Below are 20,905 nucleotides of genomic sequence, written 5' to 3'. Positions count from 1 at the left end.
CGCCGAGAGCAGGGTGAAACCGAGAGGTGCGACCAACTTCTTCATGGTGAAACCGACTTCCGCTGGTGACTGAACGGGGTCAGGGTCACGTCGCGGCCAGGAGACCTGCGCACGGCAGAGCCGTTCGGAGCGGTGCGTGCGCAGGGAGAAAGGCGTCAGCGATGCTGACGAATGTCCCGGCCACGACTAGGAGGATCGCTATCTCGCACAGCGATCACCTCCAGAGCTAGTCGGGCCTGAGAACCGTGTGGCAGCGTACTCCTTAAGTGCCACTTAAGAAAACCGGGTCACTCTCCCGCGGCGACGAGCCCGGTTTCGTACGAGAAGACGACCGCCTGCGCCCGGTCCCGCAGCCCGAGCTTCGCCAGGATCCGCCCGACGTGCGTCTTCACGGTCTGCTCGGCCACCACCAGGTCGTCGGCGATCTCGGCGTTCGAGCGCCCGCGGGCGATCAGCCGCAGCACGTCGGTCTCCCGCGGCGTGAGCGCGTTGAGCTCCACCGGGCGGGGCCGGTCGCGGTGCGGCCGGGCGGCGAACTCGGCGATCAGCCGGCGGGTCACCGACGGCGCGAGCAGGGCCTCGCCGGACGCCACCACCCGGACCGCGCTGACCAGGTCGGCGGCCGGCGCGTCCTTGAGCAGGAACCCGCTGGCACCGGCGCGCAGCGCCTCGTAGACGTAGTCGTCGAGATCGAACGTCGTGAGAATGAGCACTTTCGGTCCGCCGCCGGAGCTCATGATGCGGCGCGTCGCCTCCAGGCCGTCCATGACCGGCATCCGGACGTCCATCAGCACGATGTCCGGCCGCAGTTCGCGCGCGGCCGTGACCGCCTGCGCGCCGTCCGCCGCGTCGCCGACGACCAGCAGGTCCGGCTGGGCGCCGAGGAGCGCGCCGAAACCCTGCCGAACCATCGCCTGGTCGTCCGCGATCAGCACCTTGATCATTCTGCCTCCGGTTGCCGGGGGATCCGTGCGGTGACCTGGTAGCCGCCGTCCCCGTCCGGGCCCGCGGTCAGCTCGCCACCGAGCAGTGTGACGCGCTCGCGCATGCCCACCAGCCCATGTCCGAATCGGTCACTGCGGATCGGCGTGGTGAGCTGGTTGTGGATGCTCAGCTCCAGGTGGGTGGTCTCGGCGCGAGCCAGCAGCAGCACCGGGCCGCCGGGCGCGTGACGCGCCGCGTTCGCCAGGGCTTCCTGCACTATCCGGTACGCCGTGAGCCCGGCCGTCTCGGAAAGGCCGGCCACCTCGACCAGGTCCGCGGTGACCGGCAACCCGGCCCGTCGAGCCGTCGTCACCAGGTCGCCGATCTCCTCGTACCCCGGCTGTGGCTCCTTCTCGGCCGGTGCCGCCTCCGCCCGCAGCACGCCGAGCAGCCGGCGCATGTCGGTGAGCGCCTCCCGCGCCGCCGAGGCGATCGACGTCAGCTCCTCCTTGGCCGCGTCGGGGAGCCCGTCCACCCGGTACGGCGCGGTCTCCGCCTGCACCGCGATCATCGACATGTGGTGTGCGACCACGTCGTGCATCTCCCGGGCGATCCGGGTCCGCTCCTCCAGAACCGCCCGTTTGGCCCGTTCCAGTTCGTTGAGCTCGGACTGCTCGGCGAGCAGCTCCCGGGTGCGGCGGCGCCGGGACACGATGTCGCCGAGCGCGGAGACCGCGACGATCAGCAGCGCGGCGCCGAACGCGTTCGCGTCCGGTGCGAGCAGGAACACCGGGACCAGGCTCAGGCCGGCGGCCCAGACGGTGACCAGGGACTCGTTCGTCGCCGCGAGCCGGCCCTGCACCAGGAGGAACCCGATGATCTGCACCGCGTTCCACGGCCACGACTCGCCGGTGGGCGCGTCGACGGCGCCGAGGAACATCATCACGAACGCGATCCGCCAGGCCAGCACCGGCCACCGGGGTGTGAGCGCGACCGGCAGCACCGAGCCGATCGCCACGACCAGAACGAACCAGTCCGGAAGGGTCCGCTTGCCGCCCACCTCCTCGTACGCCACGACGGCCAGGGAGACCAGCAGGAACAGACCCACGGGGGTGAGATAGACGAAGAACCGCCGCCGGGCCGGTGGCCTCGGCGTTTCCCTTTTGAACGTTAGGTAAGTCAGCGGCCCCATCACTCCGCCGAGGGACCCGGGGCCGATAGTCTCCATTCCCAGCAGGTTACGGCGCGTGGAGAGAGCTGTCGTGACTCTGTGGTGCCACCCGGCACCCCCTACCTGGGTATGACGCGAGGAGGAGTGCGCTGTGGCTCGCACCGTGCTGGTGACCGGAGGAAACCGCGGGATCGGCCTGGCCATCGCGCAGGCGTTCGTGAAGCAGGGCGACCGGGTCGCGGTCACGCACCGGGGCTCGGGCGCGCCCGACGGGCTGTTCGGCGTCCAGTGCGACATCACCGACTCGTCGGCCGTCGACGCCGCGTTCACGTTCGTCGAGAACGAGCTGGGCCCGGTCGAGGTGCTGGTCGCAAACGCCGGCATCACCGACGACACGCTGCTCATGCGGATGTCCGAGGAGCAGTTCACCAACGTCCTGGACACCAACCTGACCGGCGCGTTCCGCGTCGCCAAGCGGGCCAGCGCCAAGATGCTCCGCGCCCGCTGGGGCCGCATGATCTTCATCTCGTCGGTTGTCGGGCTGTACGGCGGACCCGGCCAGGTGAACTACGCGGCGAGCAAGGCGGGCCTCGTCGGCGTGGCTCGTAGCATCACCCGTGAGCTGGGCACCCGCAACATCACCGCGAACGTGGTGGCGCCCGGATTCATCGACACCGAGATGACCGCCGTCTTGCCCGAGTCGCGCAAGGCCGAGATCATCAAGGCCGTCCCGGCCGGTCGGTTCGCCACGACCGATGAGGTCGCCGCGGCGGTGACCTTCCTGGCGAGCGACAGTGCGGCGTACATCTCGGGCGCCGTGCTTCCGGTCGACGGGGGCCTCGGCATGGGTCATTGACATTCCCGAGCACATTTTTTCAGGAGAGAGTTTTGTCTGGACTGCTGGCCGGTAAACGGCTGCTCGTCACCGGGGTGATCACCGACGCCTCGATCGCCTTCTCGGTGGCGAAACTGGCGCAGGAGAACGGCGCCACGGTGGTGCTCACCGGCTTCGGCCGGCTTTCGCTCGTGGAGCGGATCGCCAAGCGGCTGCCCGAGCCCGCACCCGTCATCGAACTCGACGTCACCAACTCCGAGCACCTGGACAACCTGGCGGATCGCGTACGCGAGCACGTCGACGGACTGGACGGCGTGGTCCACTCCATCGGCTTCGCACCGCAGAACGCCCTCGGCGGCGCGTTCCTGGAGACGACCTGGGACGAGGTGGCCCAGGCGCTGCAGGTGTCGACGTACTCGTACAAGTCCCTGGCGACCGCCTGCCTGCCACTGATGCGCGCCGGTGGGTCGATCGTCGGCCTGACGTTCGACGCGACCAAGGCGTACCCGCTCTACGACTGGATGGGCGTGGCCAAGGCCGGTCTCGAGTCCGCCTCCCGGTACCTGGCGCTGCACCTGGGCAAGCAGGGCATCCGCAGCAACATGGTGTCGGCGGGCCCGCTGCGCACGATGGCGGCCAAGTCGATCCCCGGCTTCAGCGACTTCGAGGACGCCTGGACCCAGCGGGCGCCGCTCGGCTGGAACCTGACCGACCCGGAGCCGACCGCCCGCGCGGTCTGCGCCCTGCTCTCCGACTGGTTCCCGGCCACCACGGGTGAGATGGTGCACGTTGACGGGGGCTACCACGCCATCGCCGCGTAGGGCGGTGGCAGGATTGGCGGGTGGTTTACGACGCCTTCGTCCTGCTCTCTTTCGGCGGGCCCGAGAAGCCCGATGACGTGATGCCGTTCCTGCGCAACGTGGTGCGCGGGCGCGGTGTCCCGGACGAGCGCCTCGCCGAGGTGTACGAGCACTACATGCACTTCGGCGGGGTGTCACCGATCAACCAGCAGAACCGCGACCTGCTGGACGCGCTGCGCGCCGAGTTCGCTCAGCACGACATTGACCTGCCCCTCTACTGGGGCAACCGCAACTGGCATCCGATGCTGGCCGACACCGTGGCGCGGATGCGTGACGACGGGGTGGAACGCGCTCTGGGTTTCGCCACCAGCGCCTACGGCGGGTATTCGTCCTGCAAGCAGTACTGGGAGGACATCGCCGCGGCCCGCGCACACGTCGGGCCGGGAGCGCCGAGGATCGACAAGCTGCGCCAGTTCCACGACCACCCGGGCTTTGTGGAACCGCACGCTGACGCCGTACGCGATGCTTTGAAAAAGCTGGACCCGGCCCGCCGGATCTCCACGCGCCTGGTCTTCACCGCCCACAGCATCCCGGTCAGCATGGCCCGCACCGCCGGGCCCACCGGTGGCCGCTACAACTCCCAGCTGGAGGAGACCGCCCGGCTGGTGCACGCCGCCGCGGCCGCCGACCTCGGCTACGACCTGGTCTGGCAGAGCCGCTCCGGCCCGCCGCAGATCCCGTGGCTGGAGCCGGACATCAACGACCACCTGGCCGCCCTCGCCGAGAAGGGCGTCACCGACGTCGTGGTCAGCCCGATCGGCTTCGTCTCCGACCACCTCGAGGTGATCTGGGACCTGGACAACGAGGCGGCCGAGACCGCGGCCGAGCTCGGGCTCGGATACCAGCGCGCCGCCAGCCCCGGAGTTCACCCGAAGTTCGTGTCGATGGTGCGCGAACTCGTGCAGGAACGTACCGATGATCGGAATCGGGCTTCGCTCGGTACAGTGCCGACCTGGGACGTCTGCCCCGCGGACTGCTGCCCCCCACCCGCGCGACGAGGAGCACCCACATGAAGGAGCGCAAGGCGATCGAGAGCTGGCTCACCGACATGGACGGCGTGCTCGTCCACGAGGGCGAGCCGGTGCCGGGCGCACCCGAGTTCGTGAACCGGATGAAGGAGTCCGGCAAGCCGTTCCTGATCCTCACCAACAACTCCATCTACACGCCGCGCGACCTGCAGGCCCGCCTCTACCGGATGGGCTTCGACGTGGACGAGCAGTCGATCTGGACGGCCGCGCTGGCGACCGCGCAGTTCCTCGCCGACCAGCGTCCCGGCGGCACCGCGTACGTGATCGGCGAGGCGGGCCTGACCACCGCGATGCACGCGGCCGGCTACATCCTGACCGAGTTCGACCCGGACTACGTGGTGCTCGGCGAGACCCGCACCTACAGCTTCGAGGCGATCACCAAGGCGATCCGGCTGATCAGCGGCGGCGCCCGGTTCATCTGCACCAACCCGGACGCCACCGGACCGTCCAACGAGGGCCTGCTCCCGGCCGCCGGCTCGGTCGCCGCGATGATCTCCAAGGCGACCGGCGTGAAGCCGTACTTCGTGGGCAAGCCGAACCCGATGATGATGCGGTCGGCGCTCAACGCGATCGGCGCGCACAGCGAGACCACCGCGATGATCGGTGACCGGATGGACACCGACGTGCTGTGCGGCCTCGAGGCGGGACTGGAGACGATCCTGGTGCTCACCGGGATCAGCAGCCGGATGGAGAGCGAGACCTACCCGTACCGCCCGTCGCGCATCATCAACTCGGTGGCCGACCTCATCGACGAGATCTGAGGAACCGGAGCGCCGGCCCGCCGAGACCGGGCAGGCGCAGCTGCTGCACGCCGGTGACCGCGCTCAACGGCACCGGCGTGGCGTCCGCGACCTCGTTGGCGTCACCCTTGGTGATCAGCATCCCGCGCTCGTCGAACCCGACGACCCGGTGCAGAATCGCGCGACCGGGCTGCCCCGGCGCGCGGAAACGGACCACCTGCCCGGCCCTCACCTCGCCGGTCACCGGCGAGGTGATCACGACGTCGCCGGCCTCCACGGCCGGGCTCATCGAGCCGCTGACCACCACCGAGGACGACCAGCCCGCGCCGCACAGCAGCAGGTAGGTGGCGAGGGCGAACGCGACGAGGCGCTTCACGCCCTCCCGTTCGGCCGCCACCGGACATGTCTGAGCCACGCCGGTGCGGTAGCGTCCGGGCCGTGCCGTCGTGGGAAGAGTCTTACCTGGGGCAGTTGCGGGCGCTCACCGGGGCCGAGCCGGTCCTGATGACGATCGGGGCGAGGGCGGTGATCCGCGACGACGGCGGCCGGGTCCTGCTCATCCGCCGCAACGACAACGGGCGGTGGGCGCTGCCGGCCGGGACCATGGAACTCGGGCAGACGCTGCGCGACTGCGCCATCCGCGAGGTGTACGAGGAGACCGGGCTGTCCGCGACGGCCGTCACGCCGTTCGCGCTCTACTCGGGCGAGCAGCTCCACACGAATGTGTTCGGGGCTACGTACCAGCATGTGTCCCTCGCGGTCCGGGTCGACTCCTGGACCGGCGACCTGCTCCGGGAGACCGACGAGACGCTGGACGCCGCGTTCTACCCACCCGGCGAGTTCCCCGAGGACCTGTCCGGCGCGGTCCGGCCGACCCTGGCCGACCTGGCCCGGTTCGAGTCCGGCGACCCGTTCACGCTCGCATGAGCACGGTCGTCGCCGCGGCCTGGGTCTGCGTCCGTGACCGGCGTGTCCTGGTGGTCCGCGCCACCGGCTCGGACGCCTTCTATCTGCCGGGCGGCAAACCCGAGGCGGGCGAGACCCACGCCGAGGCGGCCGCCCGGGAGGTACGCGAGGAGGTCGGCATCCCGGTCGACCCCGCCGCCCTGCGCCTGTTCACCACGATCGAGGCCCCCGCCCACAACCGCCCACCCGGCACCCGCGTCCGCCTGGTCTGCTTCATCGGCCCTGGCAGCGGCGACCCGGCCCCCGCCAACGAGATCGCCGAACTCGCCTGGTTCTCCTCGGCCGAACGCGACCGCTGCGCCCCGGCCATCCAGCACCTCCTCGACGAACTCGTCGAGGCCGCCCTCATCGATTAGCGTAGATCAGATCCAGCCCGACCAGCCGGATCGCCGGATCCTTCGCGGCCACCTCGCCGAGTTCCGCGGTGAACCCCACGCCGCTGAACAGCAACAGCCGGCACTCGGGCCCGGCCCGCAGCAGGCCCCTGATGTGACGCAGCCGCTCCAGGTGCCCGAGCCCGACCGTGTCGTTCCACTTCGCCTCCCCGATGCCGAGAAGCACCTCGCGGCCGTCCGGGTCGCGACCGAAGACGGCGACGTCGACCTCGTGGTTGGTCTTCGCGGCGGGATCGGCCACAGTCCCCGAGGCCACCCGTTGCGGGAACCCGTCGAAGATGTCCGGGTCGGCCTCGAAGCACGCCCATTCCCTGCAGATCGACTCGAAGTGCGGCCCGACCACCTTGCTGAGAAACGTGGCCCGGACCTGCTGCCACAACTGCTCGGCGCGGCCATACTGCTCCAGGCGGCCCCACTGCGGGCGCATTACCGCGTGGTAGAAGGTGATCAATGGTTCGGCGATCCGGTAGCCGCTGCGGTTGGCGCGGAACGCGTCTTCCTCGCGGTGGATGAGACCGGCGTCCTCCAGAACCCGGATGGCGTGGTTCAGGTCGGAGGCCTGGCGGCCCAGATAGTTGGCGATGCCGCCCCGTCGGCTGTTCCCCTCGGCGATGGCGGCGAGCACCGAGTGATACAGCGCCGGGTCGCGCAGGTCGGGTTCCTCGACCAGGAGGTACCGCGCCTCCCGAAACAGCGGGCGCGAGGGGTTGAGGGCGGTCCGGATCACCCAGGAGTCGAAGTCGTCCGGCCCGGACGGCACGTCTCCCTGGACGAACTCGTTGCGGTAGGCCGGTGTGCCACCCACGACCGCGTTGACCAGCACCGCGGTTCGAGGATCCTCGATGCCCCAGAACCGGGCCGCGTTCAGATAGTCGAGGGTTCGCACGACCATGTCCAGACTGGCGCGGCCGCGCAACGGTGCACTTCCTGAGAGGAGTCCGCCCATGAAGGACATCGCGGAGCCGCACAGCAACAGGCGAACCTGAGTGTTGCCGCGCTGGGCTGCCGGATCGAGGGCACGCTGGATGAGAGACGGAAGAGACCGGTCGGTCCGGGCCAGGAACGGGAACTCGTCGATCACGACGGGGATCGGGCGGTCCGGCGCCAGTGCCATGGTCTCCGTGATCGCCTCGTCCCAGTGGTTGAACGTCAGCGGGGTGCGTAGTCCCAGGAACTGGCCCATCGCGGTGCCGTACAGACGCAGCGCGTCCGCCTTCGACGACTCCGTCGCGGTGAACATGAAGCCTCCCGCCGCCCGGACGAGGGCGTCGAGGAGGAATGTCTTGCCCTGACGCCGCCGGCCGGAGACCACACCGAGCGTGGCGAGGGGCGTTGGAAGGGTGGCATACCTGACGAGCTCGGCCCACTCGAAGTCCCGATCGAAGATCTTCGAAGGCTTGTCCATGGGCCGCTCCATGTGTAACTACAGTTACTATAACTACAGTTACTATAACTACGGTTACACGGCGAACGCCTCGGTGAACCAGCGCGTGGCGATGGCCGTGTGGATGCTGAAGCCGAGCTCCGTGGGGCCGTAGAGCAGCTCGCGCCCCTGCGCCTCCTCGTTCGGTGGCAGCGGTGGCAGCGCGGCCGCGCTCGGCAGAGGGGGCAGCAAGCCGAAGACGAGCAGGGTTCCGTCCGGGGCGCTGACCGTGTCGTAGTGGCGCACGGTCGACGGGTCCGCGACCACGCCGGTCTCCTCGAAGAGTTCGCGGACCGCGGCGGCCTGCCAGGTCTCGCCCACGTCGATGAAGCCGCCGGGGAGGGCGAGCCGCCCTCGGGCCGGTGGGATGCCGCGGCGGACCGCCAGCAGGCCGGAGCCGACGGGCTGGACTGCCACGGCGACCGGGCTCGGGTTGAGGTAGCTGGTCTCGCCGCAGGCGGCGCAGAGACTTGGCCAGGGCTGACCGGTGGTGAAGCGGGCACCGCAGTACGTGCAGTGCGCGTGGCGGTCCTGCATCATGCGTGCAGCGGCGCGTTGCAGGCTGCGACCAGGGCCTGCCGGCAGGCGGCGGTGAGCGGGCGCAGCGCCTCGTCGCGGGCCTGTGCCTCGTAACCGTTCACGGCACCGCCCGGCGCGTTGGTCCCGGCGAGTGCCAGCACCTGGTCCAGGACGCTGGCCCGGGCGAACAGCCGCCGCGAGCGCGGGTCGAAGCCGGGTGGCAGGGTGGCCGTGCTCTCCGGGCGGCGCAGCGCCTGCAGGGCGCCGGCCAGCTCGGGTTTCCACTGGGCGACGTCCAGTTTGGTGAGCTGCGTGGTGGCCTCGGTGAGCGCGGCGGTCAGCTCGGCCTCGGCCTCGGCGGCGCCCATCTGGAACACCGGCCGGTGCTCGGGCGCGGGCCGGACCCGCCACAGCACGGTCTCGAACTCCACCCCGGACCCGGACGTGTGCCGGCGGACCTCGGGGACGACGCCGAACTCGGCCGTCATCACCGCCTCGCCGGCCAGCAGGGCCGCGCTGGTCAGCTCGCCCGGTCCGGGCAGGCCGCGTGGGTCGCCGGGGACCGGCAGGACGAGCCGGATCTCGTCGGGGTGCAGCTTCGCGAAGATCGGCAGGCCCTGGCCGAGCGGGACGTCGGTCCAGGTGCCGGGTGCGTCCGCGACGAGGTGCTCCTCGTCGGCGGCGATCTCGTCGGCCAGCTCGTCGAACGGGACCAGCCCGGCGCGCCAGGCGCGCACCCAGGCCACGAACCGGGTGGACCGGCGGGCGGTCCGGGTGGCCGCCTCAGCTGCGGGTGACATGCGAGCAAGGGTACGTGCCGGTACGGAAGCTTGTCTCGGCTCGGAGCGTCACCGGGGGTGTGTCAGTGATCGCGGGTTACCGTGCGGGACATGTATGGGGAGGATGTGCTCGCGGGTGACCGGCGCCGCCGCAAGGTGATACCGGAGGTGGACGCTGAGCCGGATCTGGTGGTCGAGGATGCCGACTCGGGCTTCTGCGGCGCGGTGGTCGGCTTCGAACTGGGTGCGGTCGTGCTCGAGGACCGGCACGGCAAGCGGCGCAACTTCCCGCTCGCGCCGGCGGCCTTCCTGCTCGACGGCCGCCCGGTGACGTTGCGCCGGCCCGCTCCGGGCCGGGCGCCGGCGCAGCGGCGGGTCACCGCGTCCGGGTCGATCGCGGTGGACGGTGTGAAGGCGCAGGTCGCGAAGGCGAGCCGGATCTGGGTGGAGGGCATCCACGACGCCGCGCTGGTCGAGCGGATCTGGGGCGACGACCTGCGGATCGAGGGCGTCGTGGTGGAGCCGCTCGACGGCATCGACGATCTGGCCGCGGCGGTGGCGGAGTTCCGGCCGGGTCCGCGGCGGCGGCTCGGCGTGCTCGTGGACCATCTCGTGCCGGGCTCCAAGGAGAGCCGGATCGTCGCCGCCGTGACCGATTCGAACGTGTTGATCACCGGTCACCCTTACGTGGACATCTGGCAGGCGGTGAAGCCCGAACGGGTGGGCCTGCGCGCGTGGCCGGTCATTCCGCCGGGCCGTCCCTGGAAGGAGGGCGTCTGCCAGGCGGTCGGCGTCCGCGAGCCGGCCGACATGTGGCGCCGGATCCTCGCGTCGGTGCGCACCTACAGGGACGTCGAGACCCCGCTGATCAACTCGATGGAGCGACTGATCGATTTTGTGACCGTTCTCGAGGATTGAGCGCGCGGCCTATGCGCCGGGCGGCCTCGGCGAGGCGGTCCGGCGCGTGCGCCGCATATCCCAGGACCAGGCCGTTAGGTCCAGGTCGCTGCCGATGCCAGCTGAGCGGATGCGACTGTACGCCGAAAGCACTCACTTTCTCCGCGAGGAGCACGTCCTCGCCCTCGCCCGGCAGCAGGACGAGCAGGTGCAGCCCGGCCGCCACCCCCGTGACCCGGGCCTGCGGAAGGTGCTCGCGGAGCCCGGCGAGCAGCGCGTCCCGCCGTCGTCGCTGCCGCGCCCGCACGACCCGCAGGTGCCGCTCGTAGTCCCCGGACGCGATCAGCTCGGCCAGCACCAGCTGTGGCAGCGCCGGGTTGCCCAGGTCGCTGGCGTGTTTGGCGGCGAGCAGCGCGGCCTGCATCCGGCGCGGCGCGATCAGCCAGCCCACCCGCATGCCGGGGGCGAGCGACTTGGAGACGCTGCCCAGGTACGCCACCCGGTCCGGCGCCGAGCCCTGCAGCGCGGCCACCGGCGCCCGGTCGTACCGGTGCTCGGCGTCGTAGTCGTCCTCGACGACCAGCCGTCCCGGTGCCGCCGCCCAGGTCAGCAGCGCGCGGCGGCGTTCCGGGCTGAGCACGACACCGGTCGGGAACTGGTGCGCCGGTGTCAGCAGGGCGGTGTCCACGCCGGTCGCGGCGAGTTCGTCGATCCGCATCCCGTCGTCGTCCACGGGCACGCCGACCGGCCGCAGCCCCCAGTAGGACATCTGGTCCCAGGCCCCGCGTGACCCCGGATCCTCGACGCCGACGTCGTTTTTGCCCAGCACGTGCGCGAGCAGGGCGAGCCCCTGGGCGACGCCGCCGCAGATCACCACGTCGTCCGCCTCGGCACGGATCCCGCGGGTGCGCGCCAGCCAGCCCACCAGTTCGGCGCGCAGCCGCGGGGTGCCGCCCGGGTCGCCGTACCCGAGGTCGGCGCCGGTCACCCGGTCCAGCACCGCCCGTTCGGCCCGCAACCAGGCGGTACGCGGGAACGCCGACAGGTCCGGCACACCCGGTGACAGGTCCAGGTCGATACCGTCCGAGACGGACAGCGGCAGCCGGAGCTCGGCGAGCGTCCGCCGCCGGTCGCCGGCCGCCCGGTGCCCGAGAGCCGTCCCGTGCCCGGTGACCACGGTGCCCGAGCCGGTCCGCGCGCCGGTCAGGCCCTCGTCGGCGAGCCGCTGGTAGGCCTGCACCACCACGCCGCGGGAGACGCCGAGTTCGCCGGCGAGCAGCCGGGTGGCCGGGAGCCGGTCGCCCTCGGCCAGCCGCCCGGTGACGATCGCGTCGCGCAGCCCGTCGGCCAGCCACTCGGTCAGCCCCTTGGCCGGTGCCGCCTCGGGGCGCAGCTGCAGAAAGTCCGATCCGGAAATTGGTCCACTCCATCGCGGCTTGATTGGTCCTCGAAACGGACCATACTCCGGGTGAGCATCGAAGGCGTGAAAGCCTTACCGATCGCCGCCGGCGCCCTGGGCATGGTCTTCGTCGGAGGCAGCGCTGCCGTCTCCGGCTACCTCGCCGACGCGCCCTACCTGACCGTCCAGAGTCTCCGGTACGCCGTGGCCTGCCTGCTGCTGCTCGCGTACGCCCGCTTCCGGCGGGCCCCGCTGCGCCGGCCGCGCGGCACCGAGTGGCTCTGGCTGCTCGGCGTCACCACCACCGGCCTGCTCTTCTTCAACGTCGCCCTGGTGCACGGCGCGGCACACGCCGAGCCGGCCGTCCTCGGTGTCGCCGTCGCCTGCGTGCCGATCCTGCTCGCGGTCGGCGGCCCGCTCCTGGAGGGACGCGGCCCGGCACCCCGGGTGCTGGCCGCCGCGGTCGTGGTCACCGCCGGCGCGGCCCTCGTGCAGGGCCTCGGCCGCACCGACGCGACCGGGCTGTTCTGGGCCGCCGTGACGTTCGCCTGCGAGGCCGCGTTCACCCTGCTCGCCATCCCGGTGCTCGGCCGGCACGGCCCGCTCGGCGTCTCGGTGCACACCACCGCGATGGCCACCGTCCTCTTCGGCGCGGCCGGCCTGGTCGCCGAGGGCCCGGCCGCGGTCACCCGCCTGCACACCGACGACGTGCTGGCCGGCGTCTACCTCGCGGTGCTGCTCACCGCCGTCGCGTTCCTCCTGTGGTACACGGCCGTAGCCCGCCTCGGCGCCGGCCGCGCGGGCCTCCTGACCGGCGTAGCCCCGATAGCCGCCGCCCTGATGGGCATGGCGCTGGGTGGCCCGTCCCCCCGTCCCCTCGTCTGGCTTGGCATCGCCACCGTCGCCGCCGGCCTCGCCCTGGGCCTCTCCGGCAGCCGCCGGCCCCGCGCGCCTGAGGTCCGGCCGGCACGCTTGCCACGCGCGGCCGTGCCCCTGACCCGGCACATGTCGCCGTAGGTCGCCGGGCGGCCCGTCGCGGCAGGTGGTCGCGCTGACTCATGAGAGCTGGTTGGTCGACACGTATCGTAAAGGTTTTGAATCAGGCCAAATGCTCTGGATTGCGGCGATAAACGAAGGTGGCGATGTCGAGGTGATCGACGGTGCCCTCCGGAGACCGCGCGATGATCAGTACCTCGCCCTCGTTGTCGCCGTCCACCCCTCGCCAGCGGTCCGGGGCCTCGCGGACGAAGCGTGTGTGGTGGTGGCGGCCGGTCATGACCAGGGTCTCGGCGTCGGTGGTGATCTCGTATTCGCCACCCATCCACCACCAGCGCCCGCAGATCTCGGCGGCCTCGCCCTGCGGGGGCGTGGGCGGGCGCCAGGCCGGGACCGTCTCCGGCTCGCCGTCCAGGGCCGTGGTCAGTGCTCGCAGGCTGATCTCCTTGATGCCGGCGCCGGCCAGGCCGTAGGTGTTGCCGAAGACGATCACACCGAGGCGGCTGCGGCGGTGAACGGCGAGGTGGGCGACGTAGCCGGGCATCGAGCCGCCGTGGCCGGCGTAGACGCGTTCGCCGACGCGGTACAGCTGGGGGCCGAGGCCGTGGCCGGCGGTCCAGGACTCCAGATCCTTGAGCACGACGGGGGCGCACATCTCGTCGACGGTCTCCCGGGCGAGGACGGCCGGTGCCGGGTCGGCGAGGAAGCCGGCCCACTTGGCCATGTCGGTGACCGTGGACCACAGCTGGCCGGCCGGTGCCATCGCGCCGGTGTCCGGGCGGGGCTCCTCGTGCAGGGCGCCGCCCAGGTCGTGGACGACGTAGCCGCGGGCGAACGGTTCGACCGGCGCGTAGGTCGTGCGTTTCATGCCCAGCGGGTCGAGCACGCGCTTGCCGACCAGCTCGGCCCAGCTCTGCCCGGTGACCCGGGAGACCACCGCGCCGAGCAGCCCGTAGGCCAGGTTCGAGTAGCGGTAGCGCCGGTACGGAGCGCCGTGCGCCTTCTCGTAGGTCAGCGACGCCAGCAGCTGGTCCACGTCGCCGCCCGGGTTGCGCTCCCACCACGGCCCGTCCGGCTCGCGCTGCAGGCCGGAGACGTGCCCGAGCAGCTGGCGCAGTGTCACACCGCCGATCGGTGTGCCGGGCAGATGCCGGTAGAGCAGGTCGTCGAGGGCGAAGAACCCCTCGTCGCGCAGCTGCATCACCAGCGTCGCGGTGATCGTCTTGGTGATCGAGCCGAGCCGGTACTGCGTCTTCGGGTCCGGCCGGGGCTGATCCCCGGCACCGGCGAAGTGCAGCACCGCCCGGTCGCGGACGACCGCCAGCGCGAGCGACGGCACCCGGCCGGCGGATTGTGCCCGGGCGACGATCTCATCGATCCGGCGGCCGGTCTCCGGAAGCAGCGACACTCTTGGTCCCTCTCGTCATGCGAACTTCTGTGTCTAACTGTTCGATGCCTCAACCGTCGCTGAACGTGCGCGGACGTGCCACGATCGTGGATGTGGAAGCCGCAGCCGTTCTCTGGATCGTCCTCGCCATCGCGCTCGCGATCGGCGAGGCTTTCACCGCGACCATTCTGGTCATCTTCTTCGCCGCCGGCGCCGGGGCCGCCGCGATCGCCGCGGCCTTCGGTGCCCCGCTGCTGGTGCAGGTGCTCGTCTTCGCCATCGTCTCCGGCGTCTCGGTGGCGGCGGTTCGGCCGATCGTGGTGAAACACGCCCGGTCCGCTCTCGAGTCCGGGGACACCCCGTTCGGCATCGAGGCGATGGAGGGGTCGCACGGTACGGTCGTCGACCAGGTCGACGCACACAGCGGCATGATCAAAATTGACGGGGAACTGTGGCAGGCCCGTTCGTTCGACGGGAATGAGACTTTTTCACCCGGTGACCACGTTCGTGTCGTCAAGGTTCGTGGCGCCACCGTTCTGGTGTGGCACGACGACGTCCCGGATATCTAGAACACACACTGGAGAGGCGTCATGGAAGTCATCATCGCTGTCCTCGTCATAGTCATCGCCGTCTTCGCGGTGACCACACTGGTCCGATCCGTCCGCATCGTCCCGCAGCAGCGGATGGACGTCGTCGAGCGCCTCGGCAAGTACAAGCGCACCCTCTCGCCGGGTCTGAACCTGCTGGTGCCGTTCATCGACGCGGTGCGTACCAAGGTGGACATGCGCGAACAGGTCGTCTCCTTCCCGCCGCAGCCGGTCATCACCTCGGACAACCTGGTCGTCTCGATCGACACGGTGCTCTACTTCAAGGTCGTCGATCCGGTGCGGGCCACCTACGAGATCAACAACTTCCTGCAGGCGATCGAGCAGCTCACCGTCACCACCCTGCGGAACGTGATCGGTTCACTCGACCTGGAGCGCGCGCTGACCAGCCGCGAGGAGATCAACCGGCATCTCTCCGGTGTGCTCGACGAGACCACCGGCCGCTGGGGCATCAAGGTGACCCGGGTGGAGATCAAGGCGATCGAGCCGCCGCCGAGCATCCGCGACTCGATGGAGAAGCAGATGCGCGCCGAGCGGGACCGCCGTGCCGCGATCCTCAACGCCGAGGGTCACAAGCAGGCGCAGATCCTCACGGCCGAGGGTGAGAAGCAGGCCGCGGTGCTGCGCGCCGACGGTGACCGGCAGGCCCGCATCCTGCAGGCCGAGGGTCAGGCCAAGGCGATCCGCACGGTCTTCGACGCGATCCACACGGCCAACCCGTCGCAGAAGGTCCTGGCGTACCAGTACCTGCAGGCATTGCCGCAGATCGCCAACGGCTCGGCGAACAAGGTGTGGATCGTGCCGACCGAGCTGACCAAGGCTCTCGAAGGTCTCGGAGGCGCGCTGGGCGGCCTGGCGAACATGGCCGGCGACGCGCCGTCCGAGGCGGTCGACTCGGGGGCGGTGGAGCGCGAGGCCGCGGCGGCCGCGGAGGCTGCGGCGGCGGAGGCCCGGCGGGTGGATGCGGAGGTACGCGCAGCCGAAGCCGACGTGTCGGGCAAACCGGATGCCGCACCCGCTCTGCCCGCGTCCGGCCGCGCCTCGATCCCGCCGGCGGCCGCTCTGGGCAGCGCCGATTACCACGGTGTGAATCAGGCCGAGAAGAGCTGACTTTCCGAATAGGGCCGGTCCCGTGGCGGGGCCGGCCCTAGGATTCGCGCCGACTTTTCCGGGTTTGCCGGGGATGGGCGGCCGATGTTTGACATGCTTCGCAGCAGGATTCCCGACCGGTGCCCCCGGCCGCTCGGCTTGTTGCCCCTGTGAGCGAGGCGGAGCCATGAGCATCAGCCAGCGTCAGACGGCGAGTGGTCGTCCGTTGCGGGTCGCCCCCGCATGGGTCGGCGCACCGACCCCGAATGCCGACGGCACTCTTCTTCCGGTCCGGGACGCCGTCTGGATCTGGTCGGTCCGAAGATATGCGCGCCTGGCACTCTGGGGCCTGCCGCCGGCCGCCGTGCTGTACGGCTGGCTCACCCTCGGCGTCGACAGCCCGCCCGGCCCGCTGGCCGTCGGCCTGCTCGCCGGCTGGCTCGCCACCATCTCGCTGATCGCCCTGGCCGGCCTGCTCGCCGGCTCCCGCACCCGCCGCAGCGCCCTGGCCGGCCTGCTGGTCACCCTGGCCGGCGCGACGATGCTGCTGCCGCTCGCGGCCCTGCCCGAGGACGCCGTGGTGGAGAACGCCCCGCTGGTCGCCGGGCACATCCCCGGCCTGCTCACCACCGCGGAGGCCGTCGCCGGCACCGGGGTGATGCTGCTGGGCTGGGCGCTGTTCCGCTCCAAACTCGTGAACCCGGCCGACGGCGTGCTCCTGATGCTCGGCGCGGCCGCCCTGGGCTTCGGCACCCACGCGGCCCAGCCGATCCCCACGGTCGGCGCCCTCCTGCTGCTGGCGGCCGGCATGGGGCTGGCCTGGACGGGCGGGCGGTTGCTCCCGAGTTCCTAGGGTAAGAGCGCCCTCATGGCCCGGGTGATCGCTGACATCTCCATGTCCCTGGACTGCTACGTGACCGGCCCGTCCCCCTTTGCGGGTCTCGGTGAGGCCCTGCGGGCCTGGGCCCTGCACCCGGACACGGTCGACGCCGCCGCCCTTGACGACGCGGTGGCGAACACCGGCGCGGTCGGCTATGGCCCGGTTCTCGTTGTCACCCGCAAGCCGCCGTCGTCGGTCCGGCTGGAGTCCAGGTTCTCGTTCGTGGTGGACGGGCTGGAGAGCGCGGTGCGTCAAGGGCTGGCGCTGGGGGGAGCGGGATGTGGTCGTGATGGGCGGCGCGTCGACGATTCAGGGCGCGCTGACGGGTGATCTGGTGGACGAGTTGCGGATCCATCTGGCGCCGGTGGTGCTGGGTGGAGGGACGGCTCTGTTCGCGCGGGGGTTCGCGCTCTCGATGCGGCAGATGCATGTGCGGGTGTCGGGGCAGGCGACACACCTGACCTATCAGCTCCGCTGACGGGTGTCGCGGGTCAGTTCGTAGAACGTGATGGCGGCGGCGGTGGCGACGTTGAGCGAGTCGACGTCGTTGTGCATCGGGATGACAACGCGGGCGTCGCTCAGCGCCATCGCCTCGGCCGTCAGTCCCGGTCCTTCGGCGCCCAGCAGCAGGGCCGGCCGCTTGCGCTGGTCGGGGGTCAGGTCGAGGAGTGCGACCGCGTCCGGGGCCGGGGTCATCGCGAGCAGGGTGAAGCCGGACTCGCGGATGGTGGTGAGCGGCGCCGGCCAGGAATCGACCTTGGTGTAGGGGATCGCGAACACCTCGCCCATGCTGACCCGGACGGCCCGGCGGTAGAGCGGGTCGGCGCACGTGGGGGAGAGGACGACGGCGTCGATGCCGAGGGCGGCCGCGCTGCGGAAGAGGGCGCCCAGGTTGGTGTGGGTGTTCAGGCCCTCCAGGACGGCCAGGGTGCGGGCGCCGGCGAGCAGGTCGTCCAGGGTGGGCAGCGGGCGGCGGTGGAACGAGGCCAGGATGCCGCGGTGCACATGGAAGCCGGTGATCGACTCCAGGACGGGCTGGGTGGCGGCGTAGAGGGGCGCGTCGTCGGGGAGGCCGGTCAGCTGGTCGGCGCGTTTCTCGTCGACGAGGGCGGAGCGCATCCGGTAGCCGGCGCGCAGGGCCCGGCCGATGACCAGCTCGCCCTCGGCGATGAACAGGCCGTTGGGTGGCTCCCAGCGGGTGCGGAGCTCGACGTCGGTGAGGGCCCGGTAGTCGCCGATGCGGGGGTCGTCGGGGTCGGTGATGCTGACGGCTGGCACGTCCAGCATTGTGCCGACCGGCCCGGCGGCCCGGCGCACCGGCCGGGCCGCGCCACGACCCGGCGGCGCCGCGCACCCGGGCCGGGTGCGCGGCGCCGGGGCGTCAGTAGGCGAGGCCGACGGTGTTGTGCGCGCTGGCCGGGGCGTACCACCGGCCGCCGTCGAAGGTGGCGTCGTAACCACTGAGAACCAGCTTGATGGCCGAGATACCGGACGGGAGCGGGCCGACGCGGCACTCGGCGTAGCCGTTGGTGTCGGTGGTGGCCTCGCAGAGCAGGTACTGCTCGCCGCTGACGACGAACCGGATCGGCAGCCCGGGTGCGGGCCGGCCGTTCACCTGGGTGAACTTGGCCTTGAAGCCGGAGATCTGACGGCCGAGCAGGTCGACCTTGGCGTAGAAGGCGACGGCGTTGAGGCGGAGCGGGGGAGCGAACGATGCCACGGCAGCGCTGCCGACGCCGAGCGACGCCAGGGCCGTCAGGGCGGCAACAGCAACGCGCACGGTCGTATATTTCATGAAATGTCTCCTGGCTCGAGGGTCCACAAGCAGGACCGAGAGCAGGCTATGACATTTGTCCGTATTTGACCTGTTCAACGTGCACTCGAAAGAGTGCAAGAACAGCGAAACGGTAGCGTTGGCACGTGACGGATGGGATCTACGTGGGCAACGCCGACCCGGACGCGCTGGCCGACTCGGGCTGGTTGCTGGGGCATTTCAAGCCGGAGGGCGACCCGCGGCACAGCACGGATGTCGAGATCAAATGGGGCCGGCACGCGCCGGGTGATCGGCGGGCGAAGTGGGTGCGCGGCGAGCACCGGACCGCGCTGCTCGTGTTGATCAGCGGGTGTTTCCACATGGAGTTCCCAGAAAGAACGGTCGTTCTCGCAAAGCAGGGCGACTACGTCGTGTGGGCACCGGGCGTCGACCACTCCTGGTACGCCGCCGAGGAGTCGGTGGTCCTCACCGTCCGGTGGCCGTCGGTCCCCGGGTACCGCGTCACTCCTGCGGATCGTGATGGATCCGCGCCGACGCCACGCCCAGCTGACGGAGGGCCGCACCCGTCGCCGCGATCATGAGGGGTGGGCCGGCCAGGTAGACCTCGTGGCGGGTCCACTCGCCGTACGCGGCCACCGCGTCGGTGACCAGGCCCGACGCGTACGGGCCGGGGTCGCCCTCGGCCACCACCGGTACGACCGTGGCCCGGGGTGCGGCGTGTGCCAGCTCGGTCAGCTCGTCGATGTCGTAGAGCTCGTCCAGGTCGCGTACGCCCCAGAACAGGACGGCGGTGCGCGGGTCCGCGGTGGCGGCCAGCTCGGCGAGCATGGCCTTCATGGGCGCCACCCCGGTGTCCCCGGCGATCATCAGGACGCCCCGGCCCGGCTCGGCGGGCAGGATCATGGCGCCCTCGGCGCGGGCGATCCGGACGTGCTCGCCGGTCCGGGTGTGGTGCACGAGGTTGCCGCTCACGCCGGTCTCGGTCTTGGCCCGGACGTGGAGCTCCACGATGCCCGGGTCGAGGCCGACGGCCAGCGAGTAGGGCCGCCAGACGCCGGGGACGCCGGGCACCTCGATCCGCGCGTACTGCCCGGCGCGGAACGGCATCGGCAGGAACGGCCGCAGGCGCAGCACGGCGAGGTCGGGCCGGCGCAGCTCGTGGCCGACGACCTCGGCGTCCCAGGCGGTCGGCTGGTAGGCGACGAGCGTCCCGCCGTGCACGATCCATTCGTATGTGTGCTGCCACGTCCAGCGCCACGCCTGGTCGAAGTCCTGCCGCCAGGCGCCGGGCGCGGTTCCGGCCCGCATCGCCTCGGCGAGGGCCGCGCCGACCAGCTGCAGCTGCTGCCACTGGATGCCGCACTCGGCGAGCGCCGCGCCGAGCTGGGCGCAGCCGGTGACCAGGACCGGCGGGTTCTCCATGTGGTGGACGAGCCAGGTGAGCGCTCGGGCGAGCTGGTCACGCTGCGTCTGCGGGGTGCCGGGCAGCGACGCGAGCAGGTCGGGCTGGGCCTGCAGCAGCGCGTGCCAGAGCCGGTCGGCGACCTCGTCCGCGCCGCCGGCGAACGTCAGGCTGGTGACGAGCAGCCGCTGGGTGTCGCGCAGCGCGATGTCGTCGGCGGGGTCCATGCCGTCGGCGGGCGACATCGGACGCGACGGCTTCGCCGCCGGCGGCCTCGGAACATACTGCGGGCCGGGGAATTCGGTGCCGGGCGCACCGATCGGGCGAATGCCCTCCAGCTTGGGGATTTCGGGCACGGGAGTGGCCGGTCCGGCTGGATTCACACCCGTGATGGGTACGGTGGAATCGCGCCGTTTTCCCCTCGGCTCCTTCCGCGCCTCCAGCCCGGCCCGCCCCACTGTGGCACCGGGATCGCCCCGCCAGAGCAGCTCGGCACTCCCGCGCTGCACGGTGGGCGGCTTCCCGGAGTCGCGGGCGGCCGGTCCCCGGTCCGAGCCGGAACCCGCCGCCGGAAAGTACGGCGAGGCGGGCTTCTTCTCCGTCTTCTCGTCGTCCCTCTCGTCGTCCTTCTTGCCGCCGCTGAGTTCGGAGAGTGCCGCGGCGGTGTCCGCCTCGCCGGCCGATGCCGCGTCCGGCGCGTTCTGGCGCAGCCGGATGGCCCGTAACAGGGCGAGCAGATGCGGGTCCGACGCCGGCCCCGAACCAGACGACACTGACACCCCCGAGACAGCGGAACAAGCCGGACAGTACAACCGTACTCAGTTGTCGCCGCCGTG

General features: G+C 71.3%; 25 protein-coding genes. 14 read left to right on the top strand and 11 right to left on the bottom strand.

What is annotated here, in order from left to right; genetic code table 11:
• Nucleotides 1-287 precede the first annotated feature (287 nt).
• Both AB0M02_RS15335 and AB0M02_RS15330 read right to left on the bottom strand, forming a co-directional pair.
• Nucleotides 288-944, bottom strand: coding sequence for a response regulator transcription factor (locus AB0M02_RS15335; protein ID WP_364226696.1), 657 nt, complete (start codon nucleotides 942-944; stop codon nucleotides 288-290).
• Entirely contained in the window at nucleotides 941-2,032 is a 1,092-nt protein-coding gene (locus tag AB0M02_RS15330) for a histidine kinase (protein ID WP_364226693.1), read from the bottom strand. The genes AB0M02_RS15335 and AB0M02_RS15330 overlap by 4 nt, the downstream gene beginning before the upstream one ends.
• Nucleotides 2,033-2,246: 214 nt before the next feature.
• On the opposite strand from AB0M02_RS15330, the gene fabG reads away from it, so the two are divergent.
• From fabG to AB0M02_RS15310, 4 genes are read left to right on the top strand one after another with little or no spacing between them, the layout of a single operon-like run.
• Nucleotides 2,247-2,951 carry a 3-oxoacyl-ACP reductase FabG gene (gene fabG, locus AB0M02_RS15325; protein ID WP_364226691.1) on the top strand — a complete coding sequence of 235 codons (705 nt, stop codon included), beginning with the start codon at nucleotides 2,247-2,249 and terminating at the stop codon, nucleotides 2,949-2,951.
• A 32-nt stretch (nucleotides 2,952-2,983) separates the two neighbouring features.
• A complete protein-coding gene (gene fabI / locus AB0M02_RS15320) occupies nucleotides 2,984-3,751 on the top strand; it encodes an enoyl-ACP reductase FabI (protein WP_364226688.1) in 768 nt (255 codons plus the stop codon).
• A 20-nt stretch (nucleotides 3,752-3,771) separates the two neighbouring features.
• On the top strand, nucleotides 3,772-4,803 hold the full coding sequence (locus AB0M02_RS15315) for a ferrochelatase (protein ID WP_364226685.1): 1,032 nt from the start codon (nucleotides 3,772-3,774) through the stop codon (nucleotides 4,801-4,803).
• Nucleotides 4,800-5,579, top strand: a complete 780-nt coding sequence (locus AB0M02_RS15310; RefSeq protein ID WP_364226683.1) for an HAD-IIA family hydrolase — start codon at nucleotides 4,800-4,802, stop codon at nucleotides 5,577-5,579. Before AB0M02_RS15315 ends, AB0M02_RS15310 begins: the two co-directional genes overlap by 4 nt.
• Here AB0M02_RS15310 and AB0M02_RS15305 read toward each other — a convergent pair.
• Nucleotides 5,563-5,973 (bottom strand): signal peptidase I, encoded by a 411-nt coding sequence (locus AB0M02_RS15305; protein ID WP_364226680.1) that lies wholly within the window; start codon nucleotides 5,971-5,973, stop codon nucleotides 5,563-5,565. The two genes, AB0M02_RS15310 and AB0M02_RS15305, sit on opposite strands and share 17 nt — an antisense overlap.
• Before the next feature lie 89 nt (nucleotides 5,974-6,062).
• Here AB0M02_RS15305 and AB0M02_RS15300 point away from each other — a divergent pair, with 89 nt between their 5' ends.
• On the top strand, nucleotides 6,063-6,485 hold the full coding sequence (locus AB0M02_RS15300) for an NUDIX domain-containing protein (protein ID WP_364227454.1): 423 nt from the start codon (nucleotides 6,063-6,065) through the stop codon (nucleotides 6,483-6,485).
• Nucleotides 6,482-6,880 carry an NUDIX domain-containing protein gene (locus AB0M02_RS15295; RefSeq protein ID WP_364226678.1) on the top strand — a complete coding sequence of 133 codons (399 nt, stop codon included), beginning with the start codon at nucleotides 6,482-6,484 and terminating at the stop codon, nucleotides 6,878-6,880. The genes AB0M02_RS15300 and AB0M02_RS15295 overlap by 4 nt, the downstream gene beginning before the upstream one ends.
• On the opposite strand, the gene AB0M02_RS15290 is transcribed toward AB0M02_RS15295, so the two are convergent.
• From AB0M02_RS15290 to AB0M02_RS15280, 3 genes are read right to left on the bottom strand one after another with little or no spacing between them, the layout of a single operon-like run.
• Entirely contained in the window at nucleotides 6,870-8,324 is a 1,455-nt protein-coding gene (locus tag AB0M02_RS15290) for an ATP-binding protein (protein ID WP_364226675.1), read from the bottom strand. The two genes, AB0M02_RS15295 and AB0M02_RS15290, sit on opposite strands and share 11 nt — an antisense overlap.
• Nucleotides 8,325-8,378: 54 nt before the next feature.
• Nucleotides 8,379-8,879 carry an NUDIX domain-containing protein gene (locus tag AB0M02_RS15285; protein ID WP_364227451.1) on the bottom strand — a complete coding sequence of 167 codons (501 nt, stop codon included), beginning with the start codon at nucleotides 8,877-8,879 and terminating at the stop codon, nucleotides 8,379-8,381.
• Entirely contained in the window at nucleotides 8,879-9,661 is a 783-nt protein-coding gene (locus tag AB0M02_RS15280) for a hypothetical protein (protein ID WP_364226673.1), read from the bottom strand. The genes AB0M02_RS15285 and AB0M02_RS15280 overlap by 1 nt, the downstream gene beginning before the upstream one ends.
• Before the next feature lie 90 nt (nucleotides 9,662-9,751).
• Here AB0M02_RS15280 and AB0M02_RS15275 point away from each other — a divergent pair, with 90 nt between their 5' ends.
• On the top strand, nucleotides 9,752-10,558 hold the full coding sequence (locus tag AB0M02_RS15275) for a DUF3097 domain-containing protein (RefSeq protein WP_364226671.1): 807 nt from the start codon (nucleotides 9,752-9,754) through the stop codon (nucleotides 10,556-10,558).
• On the opposite strand, the gene AB0M02_RS15270 is transcribed toward AB0M02_RS15275, so the two are convergent.
• The gene (locus tag AB0M02_RS15270; protein WP_364227448.1) at nucleotides 10,509-11,888 is read right to left on the bottom strand and encodes a PLP-dependent aminotransferase family protein; all 1,380 of its coding nucleotides are present in this window, start codon (nucleotides 11,886-11,888) and stop codon (nucleotides 10,509-10,511) included. The genes AB0M02_RS15275 and AB0M02_RS15270 overlap by 50 nt on opposite strands.
• 132 nt (nucleotides 11,889-12,020) lie before the next feature.
• Here AB0M02_RS15270 and AB0M02_RS15265 point away from each other — a divergent pair, with 132 nt between their 5' ends.
• Nucleotides 12,021-12,953, top strand: coding sequence for a DMT family transporter (locus tag AB0M02_RS15265; protein ID WP_364226668.1), 933 nt, complete (start codon nucleotides 12,021-12,023; stop codon nucleotides 12,951-12,953).
• 82 nt (nucleotides 12,954-13,035) lie between these two features.
• On the opposite strand, the gene AB0M02_RS15260 is transcribed toward AB0M02_RS15265, so the two are convergent.
• Nucleotides 13,036-14,340, bottom strand: coding sequence for a serine hydrolase domain-containing protein (locus tag AB0M02_RS15260; RefSeq protein WP_364226666.1), 1,305 nt, complete (start codon nucleotides 14,338-14,340; stop codon nucleotides 13,036-13,038).
• A gap of 65 nt (nucleotides 14,341-14,405) precedes the next feature.
• Between AB0M02_RS15260 and AB0M02_RS15255 the strand changes: the two genes are divergently transcribed.
• The 5 genes from AB0M02_RS15255 (at nucleotide 14,406) to AB0M02_RS15235 (ending at nucleotide 17,371) form a co-directional block, all read left to right on the top strand.
• Nucleotides 14,406-14,888 (top strand): NfeD family protein, encoded by a 483-nt coding sequence (locus AB0M02_RS15255; protein WP_364226663.1) that lies wholly within the window; start codon nucleotides 14,406-14,408, stop codon nucleotides 14,886-14,888.
• Nucleotides 14,889-14,909: 21 nt separating this feature from the next.
• The gene (locus AB0M02_RS15250; RefSeq protein WP_364226661.1) at nucleotides 14,910-16,034 is read left to right on the top strand and encodes an SPFH domain-containing protein; all 1,125 of its coding nucleotides are present in this window, start codon (nucleotides 14,910-14,912) and stop codon (nucleotides 16,032-16,034) included.
• A gap of 166 nt (nucleotides 16,035-16,200) precedes the next feature.
• Nucleotides 16,201-16,866 (top strand): hypothetical protein, encoded by a 666-nt coding sequence (locus tag AB0M02_RS15245; RefSeq protein WP_364226659.1) that lies wholly within the window; start codon nucleotides 16,201-16,203, stop codon nucleotides 16,864-16,866.
• A gap of 15 nt (nucleotides 16,867-16,881) precedes the next feature.
• Complete coding sequence (locus tag AB0M02_RS15240) at nucleotides 16,882-17,223, top strand: hypothetical protein (protein WP_364226656.1); 342 nt, start codon at nucleotides 16,882-16,884, stop codon at nucleotides 17,221-17,223.
• Nucleotides 17,183-17,371, top strand: a complete 189-nt coding sequence (locus tag AB0M02_RS15235; RefSeq protein ID WP_364227445.1) for a dihydrofolate reductase family protein — start codon at nucleotides 17,183-17,185, stop codon at nucleotides 17,369-17,371. Before AB0M02_RS15240 ends, AB0M02_RS15235 begins: the two co-directional genes overlap by 41 nt.
• On the opposite strand, the gene AB0M02_RS15230 is transcribed toward AB0M02_RS15235, so the two are convergent.
• Complete coding sequence (locus AB0M02_RS15230) at nucleotides 17,359-18,171, bottom strand: RNA methyltransferase (RefSeq protein WP_364226653.1); 813 nt, start codon at nucleotides 18,169-18,171, stop codon at nucleotides 17,359-17,361. The two genes, AB0M02_RS15235 and AB0M02_RS15230, sit on opposite strands and share 13 nt — an antisense overlap.
• A gap of 103 nt (nucleotides 18,172-18,274) precedes the next feature.
• Entirely contained in the window at nucleotides 18,275-18,688 is a 414-nt protein-coding gene (locus AB0M02_RS15225; RefSeq protein ID WP_364226650.1) for a hypothetical protein, read from the bottom strand.
• 125 nt (nucleotides 18,689-18,813) lie between these two features.
• Between AB0M02_RS15225 and AB0M02_RS15220 the strand changes: the two genes are divergently transcribed.
• Nucleotides 18,814-19,248, top strand: a complete 435-nt coding sequence (locus AB0M02_RS15220; RefSeq protein WP_364226647.1) for a signal peptidase I — start codon at nucleotides 18,814-18,816, stop codon at nucleotides 19,246-19,248.
• Here the strand turns inward: AB0M02_RS15220 and AB0M02_RS15215 are convergent.
• The gene (locus AB0M02_RS15215; protein WP_364226644.1) at nucleotides 19,169-20,842 is read right to left on the bottom strand and encodes a flavohemoprotein; all 1,674 of its coding nucleotides are present in this window, start codon (nucleotides 20,840-20,842) and stop codon (nucleotides 19,169-19,171) included. The genes AB0M02_RS15220 and AB0M02_RS15215 overlap by 80 nt on opposite strands.
• Nucleotides 20,843-20,905: the final 63 nt, after the last annotated feature.

The sequence above is a fragment of the Actinoplanes sp. NPDC051861 genome (assembly GCF_040681145.1).
GTDB lineage: Bacteria > Actinomycetota > Actinomycetes > Mycobacteriales > Micromonosporaceae > Actinoplanes.
The sequence above is the reverse complement of the archived record's forward strand: the minus strand, read 5'-3'. Positions and strand labels throughout refer to the sequence as shown.